The sequence below is a fragment of the Salinivibrio kushneri genome (genome assembly GCF_005280275.1).
Lineage (GTDB): Bacteria > Pseudomonadota > Gammaproteobacteria > Enterobacterales > Vibrionaceae > Salinivibrio > Salinivibrio kushneri.
In genome coordinates this window covers 581,532-602,384 of sequence record NZ_CP040022.1, presented here as the reverse complement: position 1 = coordinate 602,384, position 20,853 = coordinate 581,532, and the positions used below count along the sequence as shown (strand labels likewise).

The window sequence follows — 20,853 nt, the reverse complement described above, 5'->3', positions numbered from 1 at the left end:
GTCGTTGCTCTCGATAATGGAATGAAACCTTGATGGTTAGTCATCCTGCCCAACCCGAGCACGGCAAACATCCTCCCACGTCGTTCTCATCAAAGGAGGAGACCACAGGGCGTAGAGAGCCAGGTCACACATCAACAGTGAGCGGGCTCTCATCAAAGTGAAGCACAGCCCACTGACTGGTGATCTTCATCACGCTATGAGACAAAAGCCTGTCTAAGCCGGCGATGAAAAAAACCGTCTAGCCTTTGGTGATTTTTGTGCGATAGCGCAAATTAACCCCTTACAAACCAACATCAATGTGTACACCGACGATAAAAAAAGCCAATAATAAGGCAATTAAGTGATATATATCACAACTATAAGGCGTAGTTGCACTAAATTAGGGCACCCGTTAAGAGATCAGGGATAGATCATAGTTTGTGTCTTTGAAGTTACATACACTGCAATCAGGACAGAGGTGCGCACCAAAGATGACGCACCGCATTTGTAGTGAAGGACAGTGTCTTATGTGGATCCCATCAAAGCTGACTCGGCCTGGACGGCTTTATAACGCGATATTGCGCCCGCGAGTGCTCGATATTTTACAACAAGCCCCCCACTATAAGCTGGTGCTGTTTCGCTCTCCGGCCGGTTATGGCAAAACCACCATGGCTGCCCAGTGGCTAGCCGATCAACCCAATGTCGGTTGGTTTAGCATTGATGACAGTGATAACGACAGCTTTCGCTTCATAAACTATTTGTTACAAGCGTTGCACCAAGCCACCCAAGAAGGCTGCGCCAATACGATAAAACTGGCGGAAAAACGCCAATTCTCATCACTTCGTGCGCTCTTGTCTGATGTTTTTGCCGAACTGGCCGGGTTTCACGCCACCAGCTATTTGGTGCTGGACGACTATCAACTGGTTGATAACGAAGAAATCCATGAAGCGATGCGCTTTTTCATCAAGCACATGCCAGAGAACCTCACGTTAGTGGTGACGTCACGCGCTAACCCACCACTGGGCACCGCGAACTTACGCGTGCGAGACCTGATGATCGAGATAGGCAACGAGCTTCTCGCGTTCGATAACGAAGAGACAACCCGGTTTTTCAACCAACGTATCGACGATGGCGTCGATGAATCGACCGCGAATGCCTTATGTACCTACGTCGAAGGTTGGCCATCCGCGCTGCAACTGATCGCCATTCAAGCGCAGCACCAAAAACGCACGCTAATGCAAAGCGCCGCCTCGTGTGCAGAATTTAACCATGCCCACCTTTGGGACTATCTAGCGGAAGAAGTCTTCGACTTGCTTGACACGGAGACACGTCAGTTTCTGATGAAAGTCTCAGTGTTAGAAATGTTCAATGATGAACTGGTTTTCGCCTTGACCGAGCGAGAAGACGCCCTGGGCATGCTTGAGTCACTGAATCGCTATGGTTTGTTTATCTATGCGCTGGAGGGGGATAACAATTGGTTCCGGTTTCACCATTTATTCGCGGAGTTTTTGGCCCACGAGCGCCAAGCCAGGATCCCCCACCAGCAACAAACCTTGCATCGACACGCGGCACTGGCTTGGCTAAAGCTGCAGTCCCCTCATCAAGCCCTGCGCCACGCACGCTATGCCAAAGACGACGCGTTGCTGGCCGATATTCTCAATCAACACGGCTGGCGTATGTTCAATCGTGGCGAACTATCCACACTCGAATCCGCGATTATCAAGCTCAGTGATGAGCTTTTATATCAATACCCCAATTTGAGCTTACTGCGTGCTTGGTTAGCACAAAGCCAACACAGGTATCACGAAGTTGGCGAGTTATTGGCCAGTGCCGAAAAGGCGTATCAAGCCCGCGACATTCCACTGGATATTGATTACCAAGGCAATGCCAATGCCCTGCTTGCCCAAGTAGCCATTAATGCGAATGAGCCTGAGCAAGCGATGCAGCTGGCAGAAAAAGCACTCGAGCAACTCGATAGCGCCAATTACCGAGGACGTATTGTCGCGACTTCCGTGGTTGGCGAGGTGAATCATGTGCTCGGCGAACTGGATCGCGCTTTATCCATGATGCAACAAACGGAAAAGTTAGCGCGCCAGCATCAGGTATATCACCAAGCGCTGTGGGCCATTTTACAGCAAAGTGAAATTCTCCTGGCACAAGGCTATGTGCAAGCCGCGTTTGAGTTGCTCGACAGCGCCGATCAGCTCATTGAAGATCAGCAATTGCATCAAGTTCCTTTACATGAATTTGCTCTACGGCTTCGCGCCCAAATACTCTGGTGTTGGAACCGTCTGGATGAAGCTGAAGCCTGTGCGTATAAGGGGCTACAGGTTTTGGAAAACCAACCGCCGAGCAAGCATTTGCATAGTTACTCTATGCTCGCGCGCGTGGCTGTTAGTCGCGGTGAGTTAGATAAAGCGGCCAAAAGCATTGAGCACATAGAGCACCTTCTACGAGAATCAGTTTATCATGTTGATTGGACCGCTAACGCGTCACTCTCGCTATTGCTCTATTGGCACGCCAAAAACGAACTGACCAATATGGATGAGTGGTTACATCAAGCCGTTCGCCCCGCGACCGCCTGCAACCACTTTAGCCAGCTTCAGTGGCGAAACATTGCCCGCGCGCACCTGCATTTGGGTCAGTATGATCAAGCACGTCAAGCGGTCGATTTTCTGCGCCGCGAAGCGAACCGGGCCAACTTAGTGACGGATAAAAACCGCAATCTCATCGTCGAGGCCGTGCTCGCCAGTAAAGTGCAAGAGACGGAATACGCCAAAAGTCTCTTGCAAGATGCCCTGATCCTAACCAATCAAACCGGGATGATGGGTAACTTTTTAATCGAAGGTGATGCGCTCTCATCATTGCTGCACGCGTTGATTGAACAACAAGCGCTCGGCGCATTAGAGCGACACCGGGCACAGCAGCTCTTAAAAGAAATCGCCAGCCATCAGCGCTCACGCTCCACCCACTTTGATGAAGCCTTTGTCGAAAAACTGGTCAAACACCCTAACGTGCCAGAGCTGGTGCGAACCAGCTCACTGACACAACGCGAATGGCAAGTGCTCGGCTTGATTTATTCCGGGTTTAGTAACGAGCAAATTGCTCATGAACTGGATGTCGCCGGCACCACCATCAAAACCCATATCCGTAACCTTTACCAAAAGCTCAATATTGCTAACCGTAAAGAAGCGGTCGTCACCGCCGAAAACCTCCTTCAACTTATGGGTAACTAGTCAGCCATGCCTACGCCCCCAGACTTTTCGTGGGGGCGTAGTGGCCTTTCGCTCTCCCCCTACCTTTCGTGATACTTTACTGAATTCCATCATCTTTTCTGCCATAACACGCTGAGTTTTAACCCGATCACGCATGGTAGGTGTCGCCCTTCAGTATGCTGCGCCTCAGTATTGACATATGAGGAATAATCAATGAAGCGCACTCACTTTTTGCAACCGCTCGGCGCATCGGTTGCCATCGCGACTATCATGGCGTTAACGGGATGTAATACCGATAAAGAAACCAAGCTCCCCCCAAGAGACATCGGTACCACAGATGCCAGTGTGCTATTTGCTGACGCCGATACCCTGCTCACCCATCAAACCAACGCTACCTCGCTCACCTTGTATTACTCCGCTGATGGCACCATGCGCTATAACCCGGACACACAGCAGGTGGAAAACGCCACTGCGAGTGTCGAGTCCACCCTTGCCACGCAAGATCATTGGCAACTATCATTCCCTCATTTGCAAGACGACGTCAAAGGGTTCGATTTTGACTTTGCTAGCACCGATATTGCCCTGAAGCAATGGCTCAAAGGGCAGCTTCTCGCTATCGCCAAAGACGGTGATACCGTATTAACCGCGACCGATGTGCAACCGGCCCGCGCGCTCGACGCCTTGTATGCCGAACACGCCGAAAAACTTAACTTTGGTGCCATCCCTGACGCTGGACACACTGAGTTTCGTCTATGGGCCCCTACCGCACAGCAAGTCTCGCTGGTGCCTTATCAATCTGCGAGCGAAGAAGGCGCGCCAAAACAGCGCCAAACGCCCATTACAATGGACTTCGACGCCGAGTCAGGAAGCTGGCATGTCGCCACCACGGCGCTGAATCATGGCGACTATTACCGTTATCAACTGTCGGTCTATCACCCTGAAACACATCGCATCGAGCGTCTCGAAGTCACGGACCCTTATTCACATAGCTTGTCGACCAACTCCAGCTATTCACAGGTGGTCGATCTGAATGCGCCTGCGCTTAAACCCAGTGGCTGGGATACGCTGAGTACGCCTCACTCGCAGCAAAATCCCGCCAACAGTGTGATTTATGAGGCGCACGTGCGTGATTTTTCCGCGCTCGATCAATCTACACCACCAAACCTTCGCGGTAAGTACCTGGCTTTTACACAAAACACCACTGAGCCGGTCAAGCATTTAACCGCGCTTGCGCAATCCGGGGTCACCCATTTACATCTGCTCCCCGTGTTTGATATTGCCTCCATCAACGAGGACGCGGCGCAGCGTATCGATGTAACCGACCGCTTCTCCACGCTATGTGACAAAGCCCCCTCACTGAAAGAGACGCCCAGACTGGCCAGTGAGTGCGACAACCATCAAACCATCCAAGCAGCGTTAACGGATTTAGCCACCCAAGACAGTGCAGACACCCCCTATGTGCAAACGGTGATGGCGGCGATGCGTCAGTACGACAGCTTTAACTGGGGTTACGATCCTTTCCATTACACTGTACCCGAAGGCAGTTATGCCACCGAGCCTGAAGGCACCGCGCGTATCCTTGAGTTTCGTAAAATGATCATGGCCATCAAACAGAATATCGGCATGAATGTGGTGATGGACGTGGTCTACAACCACACGCACCAAGCAGGCTTAGGACCCTATTCTGTGCTAGATAAAGTCGTGCCTTGGTATTATCAGCGCCTTAACCCCGTCACTGGTGACGTTGAGCAATCTACTTGCTGCTCCAACACCGCACCTGAGCATCGCATGTTTGCCAAACTGATCGATGACTCGATTGCCACTTGGGTGAAAGACTACAAAATCGATGCCTTCCGTTGGGATTTGATGGGACATCATCCGCTGGCACAGATCGAGCACACACTTGCCGTTGCCCGTGGCATCAACTCAGATGTGTATTTCTATGGTGAAGGCTGGAACTTCGGTGAAGTCGCCAACGATCGCCAGTTTGTCCAAGCCACCCAAGCAAACCTGGCAGGCACAGGTATTGGCTCATTTTCTGACCGACTTCGGGATGCGGTTCGTGGCGGCGGTCCGTTCGATGGCGGCGAGTATCTGCGCAAAAACCAAGGCTTTGGTAATGGTCAATGGGTCGCGCCCAATGATCTGCAACAGCACAGCAACGGGGAAAGAGCCAGTGCCCTGCATAACGCCGATTTAGTCCGTTTGGGTATGGCGGGTAACTTAAAAGATTTTCAGTTACAAATTGCCAATGGAGATACGGTCCGAGGCGACGAGGTCGATTACAACGGTCAACCGGCTGGCTACGCGCAAGATGCTTGGGAGGTTCAAAACTATGTCTCCAAGCACGACAACCAAACTCTGTGGGATAACAATCAATACAAATTCCCTTACGCCATGCCGCTTGCGACACGCGTCCGCGCCCAAGCCGTATCACTCTCCACTGCACTGCTGGGACAAGGGGTGCCTTTTATTCACATGGGCAGCGAACTGCTTCGTTCAAAATCCATGCAGCGTGACTCGTACGACTCGGGCGATTGGTATAATCGCGTCGATTTTAGCCAACAAACCACGCAGTGGGATCAAGGGCTGCCGCGTGAAGATAAAGACGGCTACAACTGGCCGATGATTGAAACCGTGATTGCCAACCACAACAGCGAGGCCAAACCAACACCACAGGCAATCAGCAACATGGACAGCTACTTTAATGAGCTGGTGGCACTACGTATGTCATCAGGGCTGTTTCACTTAGGCCAAGGCAGTGTGATCAACCAACGTGTCAGCTTTCACAACACCGGCGTCTCACAAAAGCCGGGGCTAATTGTGATGCAAATTGATAACAGTGGCAGTCTGCACGACAGCACAATTGATGCAACGCGTGACGGCATTATCGTCGCGATCAATGCCTCGGGCACGGCCGTCAATGACTTTGATAACATCAACGCCACCGGCTATCAGCTTCACAGCTTGCAAGCCAATGCGGGCAACAGCTCGATCGCTTATAGCCAACAGGCCGCTCACATAACCAACGGCAAACTCACCGTACCCGCTTGGTCCGTCGCCGTGTTCGAGAAACCTCACCAACCTTAACCCTCATTGGGGGAGTGCGGCTCCCCCACCCCACTTGCCGCCCGGACATACAGGCTTAACGCCATCATCATCAACCTAGCCTTCCTTTAAAAAGCCGTTAAATACACGAGTTTTCTGCTCCGCGCTCGCGTTATTCATAGTGATATCAGTACTTGAACACGTTTTGACAGTGTTTCCTCGTTTTTTGTATTGCTATTGGTATAAATGCTGATCGGTTCACTCAACACCCGAGTACAGGATGTGGTACGGTATTTATCTTCAATTGGAACCGGAATCACACTTCACTGGCCGTTAACGATGAAAGTGAGCGGTCAACAAGGAATAAGTTAATGTTAAAAGATTTGGTCGTTGACGGGCGCTATAAAAAAACGCTGGATCAGTCGATACACGCCATCATCACTATCGATGAGCAAAATCAAGTTATCTACTTCAACGACGCTGCGGAATCACTGTGGGGTTATCAACGTAGTGAAGTAATGGGCAATAACGTGAAAATGCTCGTTCCAAGCGAAATTCGCGCCAGTCATGATAGCTTCATTGAACATCATCGTACCACTAACCAAGATCGTATCGTGGGGACATCTCGCGACGTCCAGCTCGAACGGAAAGACGGCTCACGCGTTTGGGTTAATATCTCACTCAACCAGATTAAACATCGGGGCAAGTCCACTTATACCGCCTTTGTGCACGATATTTCGGCTCAAAAACAAGCCCAAGAAATAGTCAATCAAACGCTCGACCAAGCATTAGATGCCGTGGTGACCATTGACGGTAACAACATTGTTACCTTCGCCAACCGCTCTGCGGAGCGCTTGTGGGGATACACACGTGACGAGATGTTAGGAAACAATGTCAAGATGCTGGTACCAGAGCAACACCGTCATGAGCACGATGAACTGGTCAATAAAAACCGTCGGACAGGCATCAATAAAATAGTGGGTTCAACGCGAGAAGTGCCTGTAGTGCGTAAAAATGGTGAGCACCGTTGGGGCAGCTTTTCTATTTCAAAAATAGAACTCGACAACGAAATCCAATACACCGCATTTGTGAAAGACGTGACAGAAGAAGTAGAGCGTCGAGAAGAATTCAAAATGCTGTCGATGGTAGCGGATGAGACCGATAACTCAGTCATCATCACCGATGCCGACGGCTGTACACGCTATGTAAACCAAGGGTTCGAAAAGCTCACCGGTTACACGATGTCAGACATGCGCGGCAAAAAGCCAGGCACCATGTTGCAAGGGCCAGGCACCGACGCAGAAACGGTCGCAAAAATTTCACAGAAACTAAAAAATCGCGAGCCCTTTTACGACGAACTGCTCAACTATAACAAACAGGGTGAGGCCTATTGGATTTCTGTGTCTATCAATCCGATTTTTGATGACAACGGGCACTTATCTAGCTTTATTTCTATTCAAGCCGATATCACCGAAGCCAAGCAACGCTCATTGGAAGCAGAAAGACGCTTCGAAGCCATCAGTGTTAGTAACGGGATTATGCAATGGCGGCTTGACGGGACACCTGAATCATTTAACTCCTATATGCTCACACGTTTACGCGCTGATACCTCGACCAACGCCCAGATCGCGACTAACAACCTGAAAACAATGCTGGGTGAACAAACCTTCCAAAAAGTGATTGCGGGCTCTCAGATCAAAGACGTCCTTCCTTTTAAAGCCGCCGATGGCAGTGAACGCCGCTTTGACACCGTGGTTGCCCCGATTTTTGATTCAGAAGGCAATCCTTTATACCTCGTCTCCTACGGAATCGATGTCACGAATCGAGCCCAAGCCGTCGAAGTAACGGAACAGGAAATGAATAAAGTGGAAACATCCAGCAATGAAATTCAGCAGATTATTGGCGTTATTAATGGGCTCGCGGATCAAACCAACCTTCTCGCGTTAAATGCCGCCATTGAGGCTGCACGTGCAGGCGAGTCAGGCCGAGGATTTGCCGTCGTTGCAGATGAAGTACGTCAACTGGCTCAGCGCTCGGGAGAGTCTGCAGCAGAGATCCGCCGGCTGGTCGACCAAACCAACGAGCGCGTTCGCGCATTAGCCGATGCGCTTCAAAACCTCAATGAAGAGGGCAGTTAAGCAAGGGAAAAATAGCTAAACCTATCGCTGCTCATTTATCTCGGTATAATGCGCGTTTCAGCTTTTTATCGATGAATAGCATTATGATCAAGAACCTGGTCTCAACTTACCTCAAAGGCATGGCGATGGGGGCTGCAGATGTGGTTCCTGGTGTCTCTGGCGGCACCATCGCATTTATTACTGGTATCTACACGCAGTTACTTGAGAGTATTCGGCGTATCACACCTCGCCTTTTCACACTCTGGCGCAAGGAGGGTTTCAAGGCCGTCTGGCACCATATCAACGGCACCTTTCTTTGTGTGCTCTTAGCCGGCATTCTGACCAGTATTGCCAGTTTGGCCAAAGGGATAAGCTGGATGCTCACCCATCACCCGATCCCACTGTGGTCGTTTTTCTTTGGCTTGATCATCGCTTCAGCGTTGCATATTGCCAAACAATTGCCCGCCCCCAGAATAAGCCCTAAAACCGTTCTCGCGGCACTGCTAGGGATCGGGTTTGCCTACTGGATTACTATTGCGAACCCCTTGCAGCTCACCGCCTCGCCGCTCACCGTCTTTCTCGCCGGCGCCATCGCGATTTGCGCTATGATTTTGCCAGGGATCTCTGGCAGTTTTATTCTGCTGTTGCTGGGAATGTACAGTCCGATCCTAGATGCGGTTCATCAAACGCAGTTTGGCTTACTGGGATTATTTGCGATGGGCGCGGTGACTGGCTTATTGACCTTTTCGCACCTGTTGTCATGGCTGCTGCGCCGCTACTACGCGCTAACGCTCGCGTTTCTGACCGGCCTGATGTTGGGCACGCTAGGTAAAATCTGGCCGTGGAAACACACGCTTACATGGCGTACCAACTCATCCGGTGAGCAAGTGCCTCTGATGCAAGATAACCTTCTACCGGGCGCGTACGAGGCAATCGTGGGACACCCGGCACAAGTTAGCTTGGCCATCATTGCCATGATAGGTGGCTTTGTGCTGGTATTATTGCTGGAGCGTTTCTCGCCTAAGCAGGACTAAATAATGCATATATCACCCTCACAATCACCCGTGAGTCGCCCATTGTTTATCACTGTCGGTCTCTTAATGCTGGCAGTGATGGCTTTTTTTCTTCCTTCTTGGCTATCTGGCTTTTTCTCGACCGCTTCGAGTTCAACCGTCGCGCCAGCCGCCTACTGTTCGCTCAATCAGCAAACGTGCCAATACAAGGGTTATCAAGCCCACTTAGGCAATCCAATGGTTCATCCACTACACGCCAATACCCTCACGGTAACCGCCCCCCAGGCGCTTAACACGGATACCTTGCTCGTGAAGCTCCAAGGCGTCGAAATGAATATGGGGGAATATCGGCTGGTGCTTAAACAAACCGATAAACTGACTTACCAAGGGCAATTGATGCTGCCCGTTTGCACTGAAGACAGCATGACCTGGGCGGGAACCATTACACTTAATGATGATGCAAACACGCTATTCCCCATTAAAGTAAGCATGGAGCGACTATGAGTAAGAAAGCTTGGCTTGTCGCCATTATTGCCGTTTGTTTTGGCTTGGGTGCCCGCGCGCTATTTGATCACTATCAAACGTCACAAAAGCAGGCACAAGCGGGTGCATTACAATCACAAGGGCAACCGTTTAACCTTTACAATACCGATGACCCACGTCCGCGTATTGTTTACTTCGGTTATACCCATTGTCCTGATGTTTGTCCCACCTCGCTCGCCGTACTATCTGCTGCGTTAAAGTCGCTCCCTGAGTCGACACGAAACGCGGTATCGCCAGTCTTTATCACTCTCGACCCAAAGCGTGATACCAGCGAAAAAGCCGCGGAGTATGCCCATTTTTTCCATCCGGCCATCACCGGCGTCAGTGGTTCAGAAGCACAAATCGCCCAGCTGGCAAAGCGCTACGGAGTTTTATATCGCATCACCGAGCTGGAAGACTCCGCCATGGACTATGCCGTTGACCATAGCTCCTTTTTTTATTTTCTCTCACCGAACGGTGAACTCGTAGAGAAAGTCCCTCACACCTTAAACCCTGAGATGCTGATCGCAGCGATTGAACGGGTGACTGGTCAAAACAAGGAATAACAATGACATCATTCAAATCTTTTATTGCCGCTATCGCTTTTATGGTTGCTCCATTGGTGCATGCCCATGGTGAGTTTTTTATTCATGATGCCTACGCGCGTGCCACTGCACCTGGCGCACCAAATAGCGCCGCTTTCATGGTGCTCGATAATCAAAGCAAGGTGCTAAAACGGGTGGTGAGTGCGAGTACACCGGCGGCGAAACGGGTAGAGTTGCATGAGCATGCCATGGTAGATGGCATGATGGAAATGCGACAAATTGCGCAAATCCTGGTGCCTGAAGGCGAGCAAGTCACATTAAAGCCAGGAGGCCTGCATGTGATGCTATTTGATCTTACCCAGCCACTCAAAGTAGGCGAGCACATTTCGTTGACCTTAAACACCGCAGACGGTCATTCTCTGACCAAGCAGATCCCAGTAAAATCGGTCATGGATGGTATGCAGCACCATAGCGATGAAGGAAATCATCACCACGAATAGTCTTTAACGTGTCTCGATGGATGGGTCGAACAGCGCGTTAAATGTTAACTGTGTCAAGGTATGGCCGCCAAGTTGAGGATTCAGCAGCAAAATCCCCTATCAGCGTCTATGGTAAAAGGTAGTCGCGCTTGCGCGTGACCCTTTTGACGTGATTGCTATCTCCAACAACAATAGCGAGGTTCTCTATGAAAATCCGTCCAATGGCGCTAGCAGCAATAGCTTCAACCGTGTTGCTCGTCGGCTGTACTAGCAACACCGCACTACAACAAAGTGTTGATGATTTATCCGCGAAAGTCGATGCGCTCTCTAACGACGTTTCTATGATGAAAAGCGACGTGAGTGATACCAAAGATACCTCTCAAATGGCCTATGACGAAGCCAAACGTGCTAACAAGCGCATTGATAATATGGCGCAGTCGTATACCAAGTAGCGTATCGACTTAATCACCGACGACGCATTGAATAAACAAAACGGCGCAACGCCATGCGCCGTTTTCATGCTGTTATCTGACGTTTACTCCTTCGTTCGCCTCACTGGCTTGACATCTACGTCCGCACGCTCGAGACGCTGCCAGGCTTTCAACTGTGCTGGGGTCAGTGTCGCGATCTCTATCGGCACGCCTTCCTGAACCGATAACGCCGCTCGGTACCGCTGAGGTGACAATTCCAATCGCGCTAACATCGCTAACACCTGAGGATCAGGCTCAATCGACAAACGCGCTTTGGTCTCTTTTTCATTTTTTGACAAAGGACGATGGGCTTCTACCATCACGCGCCCATCAGGCTCAACGCTTAGCTTCGCGGGTTGATTAATCACCCTCACGGGAGTATGAACATCCACTTGCTCAAACAGCCATGCCACATCGTCAGGACGAAGTCGGATACAGCCCGCGCTGACTCGCAGCCCAATACCAAACGACTTATTCGTGCCATGAATTAAATACTCACCGTTACCGAAGCCCAACCTTAGCGCATGCTCACCTAAGGGGTTGTTTGGTCCTGCCGGCACCACATCAGGCAAAATGATGCCGCGCTGTTTTTTATATTCCTCACGAATGCTCTGCGGTGGCGTCCACGTCGGATGTTCGCGCTTTTGGCTAATATAGGTGTTCATGGTGGGGGTTTCGCGCCCCACTCTACCAATCCCGATGGGGAATACATGAACAGCACGTTGAGCGTCTGTTGTTTCCCCTCCTGCTCTAGCGGCTGGCTCAGGGAAATAGTAAAGGCGTAACTCGGCAAGATTAATCACGATCCCCGAGTGAGGCGGTGAGGGCAGCAAGAGCTGATTGGGTAAGCGCACCAAAGCGCCGGGCTCAGGCAAGTAGGGATCCATTCCTGGGTTGAGCGCTAAAAGCGCTAGAAACCCCACATCATAGTGTTTGGCAATGGCTTCTAAGTGCTCGCCCTCTTTGACGATGTGCGCCTCTGGATAGCCAACCAGTCGACTGCCGTCGGTGGGTAACGGATACGGGGTGGCAAACGCTGTTGGCACCGCTAACGCCCAAAGCATCGCACAGGCTAACCCCAGCGATGCAACCTTTTTATTAATCACAGACGGGAGTCGGCTAGAAATAAATCCGCGCCCCAGCGGCACCTTCAAACTCAATATCGCCTTTTTCCTCCCAATACCACGTCGTGCCCGCCTCGGCGAACAGTTCCACATCCCCCGTACCCACCGGAAGCGTGACGCCGAGCCCTGCGCGTGGTCCCCACTGGTGCGTTGAATCATCTACCCACTGACCCCCCGCATAGACATACATAGGCGCATATTCCATCCGCCCAAGCCATTCACCCAAATTCCAAGTCCCATCGACGGCAACGCCCACCTTGTCGATGCCCGCTTGAATTTTAAATTGGTTTTGTTTCAAGGTCACGCCCGACATCGGCGAGCCAAGGAAAACCCCCGCGGCAAGGCCATCAGCCGCGTATGAAGAAACGGGAAATGAGGCAACCGTCAACCAGACTGCTGCACGAAGCCAAAGGTTTAAATTCATGGTATTCCGTTGTATTACTGTGACATGCACACAGACAAAAGCAATTTTAGTGCCAATATGAGATAGCAATTGAACAGGCACAGGTGTGTCTCCAAATAAGGCAATGAGCCGGTGATCGTCAAGGTGACTGGGTCAACGCATCACCCCGTCCCCACCGAAGGAGGCAATAATCTGCCAATAAGGGTAGATAAAAACATACAAACCATGCCGCTTGATTGGTCACAACATGGTACCGATCGCCATTCTGCTCCTCCCCGCGATGAGAAAGTGCGCACAAAGTAGCGTTTCTCCCTGATTTATTGGGCGATTTAAGTGATATACTGCATACTTTAGGCTGTGTGCCCTGATGAGTCCGCGCAACAGGGTGGCATCCGCTTTCAAGACGTTTTTGGTAGGAGTAACGGGTTTTTGTTAGATGATCTGGTCTCGCTGGCACTGCGCCAGTTTCAGCAAGATTGTGTCAAATTGTGCGAGCATCACTATCCGACGGTTCACAACCGGGGAATGCGTGATCCCCACATGGGCAAAGCACTCGCACGCCGACTCATGCGAGTGCTTGATGCACACGACAAGCCCGCAACGTTTCATTTGCTCGACGATACCCGCCCACATAGCCAAACCGTCTATCAACTACAACTTGATGGCAGCGCGATATACATACTCGCCCATCGCCTACTCAGCGGCAATAACGCTTGTCGTGATGCCCTGGTGCGTGACGTTGCTTGGCTACTGAATCATGGCATCACCAACCCGGCTGAGCCTGGACGCGTGATTGTGGTCAGTGATCACTGGATTGATCGCACCAACGCCAGTAAGGCCGTTCCTTCATGGTGGTTGGGACACCAGCCTATTCACGCAGACGCCTATCGCGCGCAAGGAATACGCCTGACCAGCGCGACATCGAGCCTTGCTGAGACCATCGCACCCTTAGGGTTAACTGAGGGGCGATATCGTATCTTTCACCCTTTGTTTCGCAAAAAAGATGGCTTACCGTTGCACAAATACCTTTTACTCACCGCCACGTTTCCGCTCGGTGTTGAAGAGGACAATAACAGTCTTTAATGCGGTTTGTGCCACACGGATTTAAAATCAAACCAACCCACAGCATTCGATGCCACATCTTGGAGATCTGGCGTTGCCATGACACCCATCCAAATATGAAACAACGGCACCATTTGATGCTCAACCAGACAACGGGCTAAGTGCTCAGCACAGCTATCATCTTGCGTGTCTCGCCAACGCTGCGTGTGATTTTCAATGGTTTTGAGCATGGGATCCGTGCAGGCACTCAATACCAGATCATGCGTCCCCAGCCAGTTGAATAACCCTGCCTGTCCGCGTTCTCCAAAGCTCATCGCCCCTAACCAGATATCGATTTTGCGGCCATGTTGACCACTAAAATAGTCGGTGGGTGACAATGCCAGGGTTTTCACTTGAATACCATCCTCAAGTAAGTGCGCGTGTATTGCCTTGGCGATAAGCGGGTAGAGAGGATGATCAGATAAATACGCCACGGTCAATGACGTTGGCGACGGCACGACTGGTGACATGGACGAAAGGCCATGATGCATCCAACCTGGCATCAGTCCATATGCATTGAACAATCGGTATTCACCCATGCCACAATGCGCCAAGCGTGGAAGTAGTTGCAGCGACGACAGCTTGGCATGCAGGTATTCACGCCATGCGGGTTGCTTTGCTAATCCATCGCGACAATTCAACAATAAATAACCGGCCCCCTGATCCATTTCTAACTTTTGACTCAAGGTCGTTTGATGGCTGGCTAATCGCTCCGGCGTCAGTGAGGTACTGGGAGTGAGATAGCACATTGCCGCCTCATCAAACACCATAATCTGGATCTCATCGGTCAGGGCACGATAACCAAAATAATCATCAAATGCCTCGAGAACTAAGCGGTGTGGCTGTTTCTCTGCCACGCGATAAGGGCCCGTCCCAATCGGTTGATAACTACTGGATTGAGCTTGGTGGCGATCGGCAGGACGAATGACTGCCTCTGGCAAAGTAAGCGCGTGATCAAACCTTGGGTCGGGCGACGAAAGGTGCACATCGATCATCCGCGGACCCGGCGAGTCAACGCGCGAAAGATGAGCAAAAAAACGCCGCGTAGAAAGCGCAGATAGGCTCGCTATCACATCCTGCTCGCGCATTAGCTGACCATCATGGAAGCGGACACCAGGACGCAGGTAAAACCGCCAATGAGTCGGCGACAACGCCTCCCAATGGTGGGCTAAGTCCGGCGTTACGATACGTTCACTACCACGATAACGCACCAAGCCATTAAAAATTTGCCCGACCAAGTGCTGCTCTGAACGACGCAAAGGTTCGCGCGGATCCAGCGTCTCGAGTTGACGGTAATAGGGCAGGCGAACAATTTGCCGCCCGTTTTGCGTACTCGGCCCCATTTGTTTTTGAATTAAGGCGGCGAGCTTGGTGGAGTCATGATCAAGGCACGCCAAGGCTTGATCCATTTTGCCCTGCGCCAACCAATGTGCTGCCTGCTCTTCTCGCAGTGCCATTTCACTTCGCAAAAACGCTAAACGAGAGAGCTTCCCTCGCCCTACGGAAGGCTGCCAGGTCAGCCACCCTTGCTCTTCTAGCTTGCTGAGCACCATTCGCGCATTACGCCGCGTACAGACCAAAATATCCGCCACAGCTTGCAAGGTTGTATCAGTGCTTTCACCATTGAAATGATGATAAAGGCGGGAGAACTGTGCGCGTAGACGCTGTCCAGACATAAAAGAGGAACCTAAATGCAGTATCAGTCATTGTCGATACTTCCTATTTTACGCGACAACGGCCGCTCCGTCTGCCCAGTTTGGACGCAATCAGATCGAGGCTGTGATCTCTGGCAGGCTTTATTTTCGCGTGCTATAGCGCAGCGATTGTTATTTCTGCTCACTCCGTTATGATGCCTGTTGATTGTTGTTATCGCATGTGGTGTTTATGGACGCGTCTGAAATTATTTCCCATTTTGATGTTAAACAACGCTGGATGGCATGCCACGTAAAAAAAGCGCAATTCCCAACCCAAGAAAGCCTCGCGGGCTTTGATATCTATCACGCCGCCGCTCAGCCTCCTCAACCTTTCGAGCCACCCAGCGTACCGGACAAGCAACCGCTAACGCTATATTGGGTCAACAACCACCCACTGATGATTCAATACGCCAAGCTTCAGGCGCAACAGTGGCCAGAATCTGATCGCGCCAATATGCTCGCCTACTTTGCCCAGCTTGCGCTTGAAGATGGCGTTGAAATTGACGACGCCACGGTAACGCTATGCATCGGCACTCAAAACGGGGAAACCTGTGCCGCCGCCATGCGAGTCGATACAGTGTTAGACGGTCAAACGGTCAGCGGTATTTATGATCTGATTGCCCCCAGCGACGACGCCCGCGCACAACTTCTTTATGCACTCAGTCAGAAGATCAACGGCGACGACAGGCTGTGGGTCATCGACCGCTAGTGGGCGGGACGAAAATTCTTGAGAGGGTGAATCACTTCCTCAAGCCCTTCCACTTTGAGGGCCAGGCACAGCTTCATCAGTTCTCCTAACTCGCCTTTTGGAAACTCGGCTTTGTTTTGAAACCACAGTAAGTATTCTTCAGGCAGATCAATCAATACACGGCCTGCGTACTTGCCAAACGGCATGGGCATGTTGGCCAGTTTAATCAGTTGCGCTTTGTCCATGAAGCATACCTTGTCGATTACGCCGTGGCTTGTTGGGTGTTCTCACGCTGCTGAGCAATCATTTCAAGCAACATGGTTTCTCGCACCAACGACTGGCCAGCTTTCTCGCTGTTCGCCATCACTGCTTTGTTATGCGCAATTGCATGGTCAATGCTCACCCACACCGGCCGCATACCGTTATTGATTTCATAGTGCTCAAAGGTCGGTGTGCCGAGATCACGATCAACGCGGCAGTAAAAACAATACGACAGCATATGCATCACATCCGCACCATCACGATACCAAGGGCGGTACTCTTCAAAACAGCCAAACGGGCGAATATCTCGAATCTGTTGCGCGCCTGTCTCTTCTTCTAACTCACGGATCATAGCTTGCTCTGGCGTTTCGCCCTCATCCATACCGCCACCTGGCAGTGAGTAATCATCATAGCGTGCGGTATACATCAGCAAAATCTCATCACCATCTAACGCGATGGCTCGCGCAGCATTTCGCTTGATAATGGCTTTGTCTTCCAGCGGTAGCACCCGCTCATCCGTATGTTTGGCTATGATTTGCATAGTTACTCGCGTCATTAAAAAAAAGGCGCACAAGGATACCACACATAGCGCATTACAGAGCGGATGATCTTGCGCGCACAAAAACTTAATTTTCGCCGCATTTAAATATCCTTGGCGCGTGATTTAAGTAATACTGATTTTGGTGTGCAGACCGGGATGATGATGTAGGAAGGGCAGTCTAGGATGTTGCAAAAAATTGACATACAGCAGCTAACCCTTGGTATGTATGTTGAGCGAATAGAAACTGAACATGCCCGCACACGCATGGCTAAGCCTGGCTATGTTCGCCGTCCCGAGACCATCCAAAAACTGAAACAAAGCGGCGTGAGCTATGTTTGGGTAGATGCTGATCAGATCCTAGATATCAATGAAATCCAGTACAATGGTGCCGTCTACCAAGGGAAATACGCCTCAACCGGTGCAGATATCGACAAAGCACGCGCACTCATCGATTCGTCCAAGCAACAGCTGAGTCGCTTGCTAAATGACATTTATGCCAATAAACCCATTGATGTCGCGCCCCTTGAGGCATTGGGCAGTGACATTGTTGATAATATTTTTGAACGTCAGCACGCGGTTGCCTGGATCAGCGGTATTCGCGACAAGAGTGCTTACCTGATGGAGCACTCGCTCAATGTGGCCTTTTTGTTGGTGAGTTTTGGCAGGCATCTGGGGTTTGATCACGCGACTTTGCAAGAGCTTGCCGTCGGTGGATTAGTGCACGATATCGGTAAAGTGCTGGTTGCCGATGACGTGCTCAATAAACCGGGAAAACTGACCGCTGAAGAGTTCGACCACATGAAACTCCACCAAGTTTTTTCTCAGCCAGTACTGGATAGTATCCCTGATCTCTCACAAATCGCTCGCGATGTAAGCTTGATGCATCACGAGAAATTGGATGGCAATGGTTATCCAAATGGGCTTAAAGGGGAAGCGTTACATACCATTGGCCGCATGAGTGGGATTGTCGATATTTATGACGCACTGACGGCTGATCGCTGTTACAAGCGGGCGATGTCGCCCTCTGAAGCCTTTAAGATCATGATGGGACTCACGCCGTTTCATTTGGATCCTACTTTATTACGCGCCTTTATTCAGTGTATTGGCTTTTACCCTGTAGGCTCTCTCGTTGAGTTGGCGGATGGACGTGTCGGCTTGGTATGGCAAGAAAACCTCGACGAGTTGACCCGCCCTGTGGTCAAGTTGTTCTATTCAGTTCGGAGTCAGCGGTTTCGCGACGTCGAGTATATTGATCTCGATAAGCGCCATGATTTGCGTATCGCCCGCGCCACCAGCGAGAAAGCGCTTGATATCAATGTCGATGCATTTCGTTAATCCTGTGACGAGGCGAAGGCTTTTGCGTATACTGCCCTCCCTCAGTGACAATGCCTTTAAGATAGAGAGAGAAAAATGAGAGTTTGCGCGGTTGATTTAAAAGCGAATGAAGCGAACCTGGTCTTGCTAGATAGTGACAATCATTTGTTTTCGGTGCCTGAGTGTCGAGCCAAGAAAATTACGCTGCCCTCGCCAGAAGCCCAAGAGAGTATTCAACATTTCCATCGCACCATGAGCAAGCTCATCGAAGACTATCAAGTGGATAAAATCGTTATCCGTGAGCGCCAGACCAAAGGCAAATTTGCAGGTAGTAGTGCGGGCTTTAAAATGGAAGCTGTTTTGCAACTGATCGAAGGCGTTGACGCCGAAGTCTTCTCCTCCAATGTGATGAAACAAACGCTAAAACGTCATCCCATCGATGTAAACTTAAAAGAGCTAGGCTTAAAGCAATTTCAGGAAAATGCCTTTCTTACCGCTTGCGCCTATTGTAATCAAGACAAGAAATAACGTGCCGAACACGGAGGTACCATGAGCAAGAGAACCTACGCTTCCCCTCTGGGGCCATTAACATTGCTAGCCAATAACCAGGGATTAACGGCTCTGTACCTCCCTAACCGCGCACCGAATCATACTGATCACCTCAGTTCGCCGGAAAGCGCCGCTATTCTCGAGCTGGCCTGCCGACAACTTGATGAGTACTTTGCGGGCACGCGACAGTTATTCTCGGTGCCACTTGCCCCGCAGGGGACAGCCTTTCAGCAGCGCGTATGGCAGGCACTGCAATCGATCTCTTTTGGTGAAACGGCCAGTTACCAAGCGATCTCGCATCTGATCGGTAACCCAAAAGCCAACCAAGCTGTAGGCAGTGCCAATGGCAAAAATCCGATTTCTATTATTATCCCTTGTCATCGGATTATTGGCCGCCAAGGACAGTTGGTCGGCTATGGAGGGGGATTAACCGCCAAACGCGCATTGCTGACTTGGGAAGCAACAGGCAAGTGGCCCGACGCTGTTTCGAGCGAACTGAGCAGCACAGATCCCGCCCTGCCTTAGCATCTGCTCACGCGGCCAGCGGTTTGATCAACCGTTCTGGGGTCAGCTGAAAACCACAATGCATATAAAAACTCTGCGCATCTTCCTTGTGGTAACTTGGAACCACTTCAATGTGATCACACCCTCTTGCTATTAGCGCCTGCTCGGCAGCGACGAGCAGTTGACGCCCCAACGTCATATCACGGAATGGTTCGTCAACAATAATGGTGCTAATGCGCCCCATGTGGCCTGATAAACCTAATTGTGGGATCACCTGACAGACCACCACACCCGCCACCAAGCCGCAAAGCTCGGCCACGCTGACTGACACCAAGTCTTGATTGAGTAAGTGCCTGATATGGCGATGCATCTGACGCTTGTCTACGTTATCTGACTGGCAAAGTGCGCAGAGTTGGCTAATGACATCGATGTCTTTATCAATGGCTTGTCTTATCATTATCGTCTTCCTTGTTTGGGTTACCCACCCGCAGACTGCTGGCTCAATCTACCGATGAGGCGTTATGTTGTAAAAAGCGCGGAGATGGGTGACTAACGCTGAGCGGTTGGCGTATCCGCCATACGGCTTACCGTCACACGGCGGTCAAAGAAAAAGCCCTCATTTCCCGCTTGATTATCCAGTGGCTGACTGTCCCCATACGCCACCGTGTTGAGCTGATGCGGATCCACACCTACCGAGACGAGATAATCTTTGACTGCCTGCACGCGGCGTTCCGACAGTGCTTGGTTATAGCCTTGACGCCCTCTTGGATCGGCATAGCCTGCGAGTTGCCATTGCGCATTTGGCATTTGTTGAATAAACCCGGCTAGCTCGTCGAGCTGGATCATAAAGTGCGGCTCGATATCCGCTGAGCTGGTGCGAAACTGAATATTCATCGCCAAGGCAAGATCGTCCACCTGATGCTGCGCACTGCGCAAACGCGCGAGTTCAAGCTGCGCTTCATTGTATTTTTGGCTAATCCGACTCAGTGATTGATTCTCGTCTCGGATCGTTTGAATCGTCTCACCCTGCTCGTGGGCCAAATCTTCATAGCTGGCATTTTGTCCCATCACGGTGCCAATAATGGCCCCTGCAACCGCGCCGACAGGGCCTGCCACCACCGCCCCCGCGATGGCACCGCTTCCCATCCCGATCAACTCAGGCTGTTTATTGCGTTCAACCTCACTGGCGGCCATCCCTTGTGGCGTGGCGACCGCGAACATTGAAACCGCGAATACAGAGTGCGTCAGTTGTTTTTTAATATCCATTTTATCCTCGCTTACGGTGA

General features: G+C 51.0%; 20 protein-coding genes. 13 read left to right on the top strand and 7 right to left on the bottom strand.

Annotated features, from left to right (window positions below; all coding sequences use genetic code 11):
• Window positions 1–506 precede the first annotated feature (506 nt).
• The 8 genes from malT to FCN78_RS15780 all read left to right on the top strand — a co-directional run bounded on the left by malT (window position 507) and on the right by FCN78_RS15780 (window position 11,370).
• Window positions 507–3,215: an HTH-type transcriptional regulator MalT gene (gene malT, locus FCN78_RS15815; protein ID WP_077521888.1), complete on the top strand. Its 2,709-nt coding sequence runs from the start codon at window positions 507–509 to the stop codon at window positions 3,213–3,215.
• Window positions 3,216–3,407: 192 nt separating this feature from the next.
• Entirely contained in the window at window positions 3,408–6,284 is a 2,877-nt protein-coding gene (gene pulA / locus FCN78_RS15810; protein WP_077659203.1) for a pullulanase-type alpha-1,6-glucosidase, read from the top strand.
• A 329-nt stretch (window positions 6,285–6,613) separates the two neighbouring features.
• Window positions 6,614–8,380 carry a PAS domain S-box protein gene (locus FCN78_RS16110; protein WP_077659202.1) on the top strand — a complete coding sequence of 589 codons (1,767 nt, stop codon included), beginning with the start codon at window positions 6,614–6,616 and terminating at the stop codon, window positions 8,378–8,380.
• Window positions 8,381–8,463: 83 nt separating this feature from the next.
• Window positions 8,464–9,393, top strand: a complete 930-nt coding sequence (locus FCN78_RS15800; protein ID WP_077659260.1) for a polyprenyl-phosphate transporter — start codon at window positions 8,464–8,466, stop codon at window positions 9,391–9,393.
• Between the two features lie 3 nt (window positions 9,394–9,396).
• The gene (locus FCN78_RS15795) at window positions 9,397–9,876 is read left to right on the top strand and encodes a hypothetical protein (RefSeq protein ID WP_077457821.1); all 480 of its coding nucleotides are present in this window, start codon (window positions 9,397–9,399) and stop codon (window positions 9,874–9,876) included.
• Window positions 9,873–10,460 (top strand): SCO family protein, encoded by a 588-nt coding sequence (locus FCN78_RS15790; RefSeq protein ID WP_077457823.1) that lies wholly within the window; start codon window positions 9,873–9,875, stop codon window positions 10,458–10,460. The genes FCN78_RS15795 and FCN78_RS15790 overlap by 4 nt, the downstream gene beginning before the upstream one ends.
• A gap of 2 nt (window positions 10,461–10,462) precedes the next feature.
• The gene (locus tag FCN78_RS15785; RefSeq protein WP_069362923.1) at window positions 10,463–10,939 is read left to right on the top strand and encodes a copper chaperone PCu(A)C; all 477 of its coding nucleotides are present in this window, start codon (window positions 10,463–10,465) and stop codon (window positions 10,937–10,939) included.
• 185 nt (window positions 10,940–11,124) lie between these two features.
• Entirely contained in the window at window positions 11,125–11,370 is a 246-nt protein-coding gene (locus FCN78_RS15780; RefSeq protein WP_077457827.1) for an Lpp/OprI family alanine-zipper lipoprotein, read from the top strand.
• A gap of 83 nt (window positions 11,371–11,453) precedes the next feature.
• Here FCN78_RS15780 and FCN78_RS15775 read toward each other — a convergent pair whose 3' ends face one another.
• Complete coding sequence (locus tag FCN78_RS15775; RefSeq protein ID WP_077659259.1) at window positions 11,454–12,452, bottom strand: L,D-transpeptidase family protein; 999 nt, start codon at window positions 12,450–12,452, stop codon at window positions 11,454–11,456.
• Window positions 12,453–12,507: 55 nt separating this feature from the next.
• Entirely contained in the window at window positions 12,508–12,936 is a 429-nt protein-coding gene (locus tag FCN78_RS15770) for a hypothetical protein (RefSeq protein ID WP_077457829.1), read from the bottom strand.
• 408 nt (window positions 12,937–13,344) lie between these two features.
• Between FCN78_RS15770 and FCN78_RS15765 the strand changes: the two genes are divergently transcribed.
• Window positions 13,345–13,998: a hypothetical protein gene (locus tag FCN78_RS15765; RefSeq protein ID WP_069362919.1), complete on the top strand. Its 654-nt coding sequence runs from the start codon at window positions 13,345–13,347 to the stop codon at window positions 13,996–13,998.
• On the opposite strand, the gene FCN78_RS15760 is transcribed toward FCN78_RS15765, so the two are convergent.
• Entirely contained in the window at window positions 13,995–15,692 is a 1,698-nt protein-coding gene (locus tag FCN78_RS15760) for an SgrR family transcriptional regulator (RefSeq protein ID WP_077659201.1), read from the bottom strand. The genes FCN78_RS15765 and FCN78_RS15760 overlap by 4 nt on opposite strands.
• Before the next feature lie 208 nt (window positions 15,693–15,900).
• Here FCN78_RS15760 and FCN78_RS15755 point away from each other — a divergent pair, with 208 nt between their 5' ends.
• Entirely contained in the window at window positions 15,901–16,419 is a 519-nt protein-coding gene (locus FCN78_RS15755) for a hypothetical protein (RefSeq protein ID WP_077659200.1), read from the top strand.
• Here FCN78_RS15755 and FCN78_RS15750 read toward each other — a convergent pair.
• Together FCN78_RS15750 and FCN78_RS15745 are read right to left on the bottom strand one after the other, a co-directional pair.
• Window positions 16,416–16,643: a DUF3820 family protein gene (locus tag FCN78_RS15750; protein ID WP_077659199.1), complete on the bottom strand. Its 228-nt coding sequence runs from the start codon at window positions 16,641–16,643 to the stop codon at window positions 16,416–16,418. The genes FCN78_RS15755 and FCN78_RS15750 overlap by 4 nt on opposite strands.
• 17 nt (window positions 16,644–16,660) lie before the next feature.
• Complete coding sequence (locus FCN78_RS15745; RefSeq protein WP_069362915.1) at window positions 16,661–17,200, bottom strand: NUDIX hydrolase; 540 nt, start codon at window positions 17,198–17,200, stop codon at window positions 16,661–16,663.
• Between the two features lie 183 nt (window positions 17,201–17,383).
• On the opposite strand from FCN78_RS15745, the gene FCN78_RS15740 reads away from it, so the two are divergent.
• The 3 genes from FCN78_RS15740 to FCN78_RS15730 all read left to right on the top strand — a co-directional run bounded on the left by FCN78_RS15740 (window position 17,384) and on the right by FCN78_RS15730 (window position 19,588).
• Window positions 17,384–18,535 (top strand): cyclic di-GMP phosphodiesterase, encoded by a 1,152-nt coding sequence (locus FCN78_RS15740; protein ID WP_077457839.1) that lies wholly within the window; start codon window positions 17,384–17,386, stop codon window positions 18,533–18,535.
• 75 nt (window positions 18,536–18,610) lie between these two features.
• Window positions 18,611–19,042, top strand: a complete 432-nt coding sequence (locus FCN78_RS15735) for a DUF3010 family protein (protein ID WP_077457841.1) — start codon at window positions 18,611–18,613, stop codon at window positions 19,040–19,042.
• A 21-nt stretch (window positions 19,043–19,063) separates the two neighbouring features.
• The gene (locus FCN78_RS15730; RefSeq protein WP_077521867.1) at window positions 19,064–19,588 is read left to right on the top strand and encodes a methylated-DNA--[protein]-cysteine S-methyltransferase; all 525 of its coding nucleotides are present in this window, start codon (window positions 19,064–19,066) and stop codon (window positions 19,586–19,588) included.
• A gap of 7 nt (window positions 19,589–19,595) precedes the next feature.
• On the opposite strand, the gene FCN78_RS15725 is transcribed toward FCN78_RS15730, so the two are convergent.
• Together FCN78_RS15725 and pdsO are read right to left on the bottom strand one after the other, a co-directional pair.
• On the bottom strand, window positions 19,596–20,024 hold the full coding sequence (locus tag FCN78_RS15725) for a GNAT family N-acetyltransferase (protein ID WP_077521865.1): 429 nt from the start codon (window positions 20,022–20,024) through the stop codon (window positions 19,596–19,598).
• Between the two features lie 92 nt (window positions 20,025–20,116).
• A complete protein-coding gene (gene pdsO, locus FCN78_RS15720; RefSeq protein WP_077659198.1) occupies window positions 20,117–20,833 on the bottom strand; it encodes a sortase-associated OmpA-like protein PdsO in 717 nt (238 codons plus the stop codon).
• Between the last annotated feature and the right edge of the window lie 20 nt (window positions 20,834–20,853).

What these genes read in the sequence shown, in the direction of transcription:
- malT (WP_077521888.1), top strand. Translation starts at nt 507, where the DNA reads ATGTGGATCCCATCAAAGCTGACTCGGCCTGGACGGCTTTATAACGCG.
- pulA (WP_077659203.1), top strand. Translation starts at nt 3,408, where the DNA reads ATGAAGCGCACTCACTTTTTGCAACCGCTCGGCGCATCGGTTGCCATC.
- FCN78_RS16110 (WP_077659202.1), top strand. Translation starts at nt 6,614, where the DNA reads ATGTTAAAAGATTTGGTCGTTGACGGGCGCTATAAAAAAACGCTGGAT.
- FCN78_RS15800 (WP_077659260.1), top strand. Translation starts at nt 8,464, where the DNA reads ATGATCAAGAACCTGGTCTCAACTTACCTCAAAGGCATGGCGATGGGG.
- FCN78_RS15795 (WP_077457821.1), top strand. Translation starts at nt 9,397, where the DNA reads ATGCATATATCACCCTCACAATCACCCGTGAGTCGCCCATTGTTTATC.
- FCN78_RS15790 (WP_077457823.1), top strand. Translation starts at nt 9,873, where the DNA reads ATGAGTAAGAAAGCTTGGCTTGTCGCCATTATTGCCGTTTGTTTTGGC.
- FCN78_RS15785 (WP_069362923.1), top strand. Translation starts at nt 10,463, where the DNA reads ATGACATCATTCAAATCTTTTATTGCCGCTATCGCTTTTATGGTTGCT.
- FCN78_RS15780 (WP_077457827.1), top strand. Translation starts at nt 11,125, where the DNA reads ATGAAAATCCGTCCAATGGCGCTAGCAGCAATAGCTTCAACCGTGTTG.
- FCN78_RS15775 (WP_077659259.1), bottom strand. Translation starts at nt 12,452, where the DNA reads ATGCTTTGGGCGTTAGCGGTGCCAACAGCGTTTGCCACCCCGTATCCG.
- FCN78_RS15770 (WP_077457829.1), bottom strand. Translation starts at nt 12,936, where the DNA reads ATGAATTTAAACCTTTGGCTTCGTGCAGCAGTCTGGTTGACGGTTGCC.
- FCN78_RS15760 (WP_077659201.1), bottom strand. Translation starts at nt 15,692, where the DNA reads ATGTCTGGACAGCGTCTACGCGCACAGTTCTCCCGCCTTTATCATCAT.
- FCN78_RS15755 (WP_077659200.1), top strand. Translation starts at nt 15,901, where the DNA reads ATGGACGCGTCTGAAATTATTTCCCATTTTGATGTTAAACAACGCTGG.
- FCN78_RS15750 (WP_077659199.1), bottom strand. Translation starts at nt 16,643, where the DNA reads ATGGACAAAGCGCAACTGATTAAACTGGCCAACATGCCCATGCCGTTT.
- FCN78_RS15745 (WP_069362915.1), bottom strand. Translation starts at nt 17,200, where the DNA reads ATGCAAATCATAGCCAAACATACGGATGAGCGGGTGCTACCGCTGGAA.
- FCN78_RS15740 (WP_077457839.1), top strand. Translation starts at nt 17,384, where the DNA reads ATGTTGCAAAAAATTGACATACAGCAGCTAACCCTTGGTATGTATGTT.
- FCN78_RS15735 (WP_077457841.1), top strand. Translation starts at nt 18,611, where the DNA reads ATGAGAGTTTGCGCGGTTGATTTAAAAGCGAATGAAGCGAACCTGGTC.
- FCN78_RS15730 (WP_077521867.1), top strand. Translation starts at nt 19,064, where the DNA reads ATGAGCAAGAGAACCTACGCTTCCCCTCTGGGGCCATTAACATTGCTA.
- FCN78_RS15725 (WP_077521865.1), bottom strand. Translation starts at nt 20,024, where the DNA reads ATGATAAGACAAGCCATTGATAAAGACATCGATGTCATTAGCCAACTC.
- pdsO (WP_077659198.1), bottom strand. Translation starts at nt 20,833, where the DNA reads ATGGATATTAAAAAACAACTGACGCACTCTGTATTCGCGGTTTCAATG.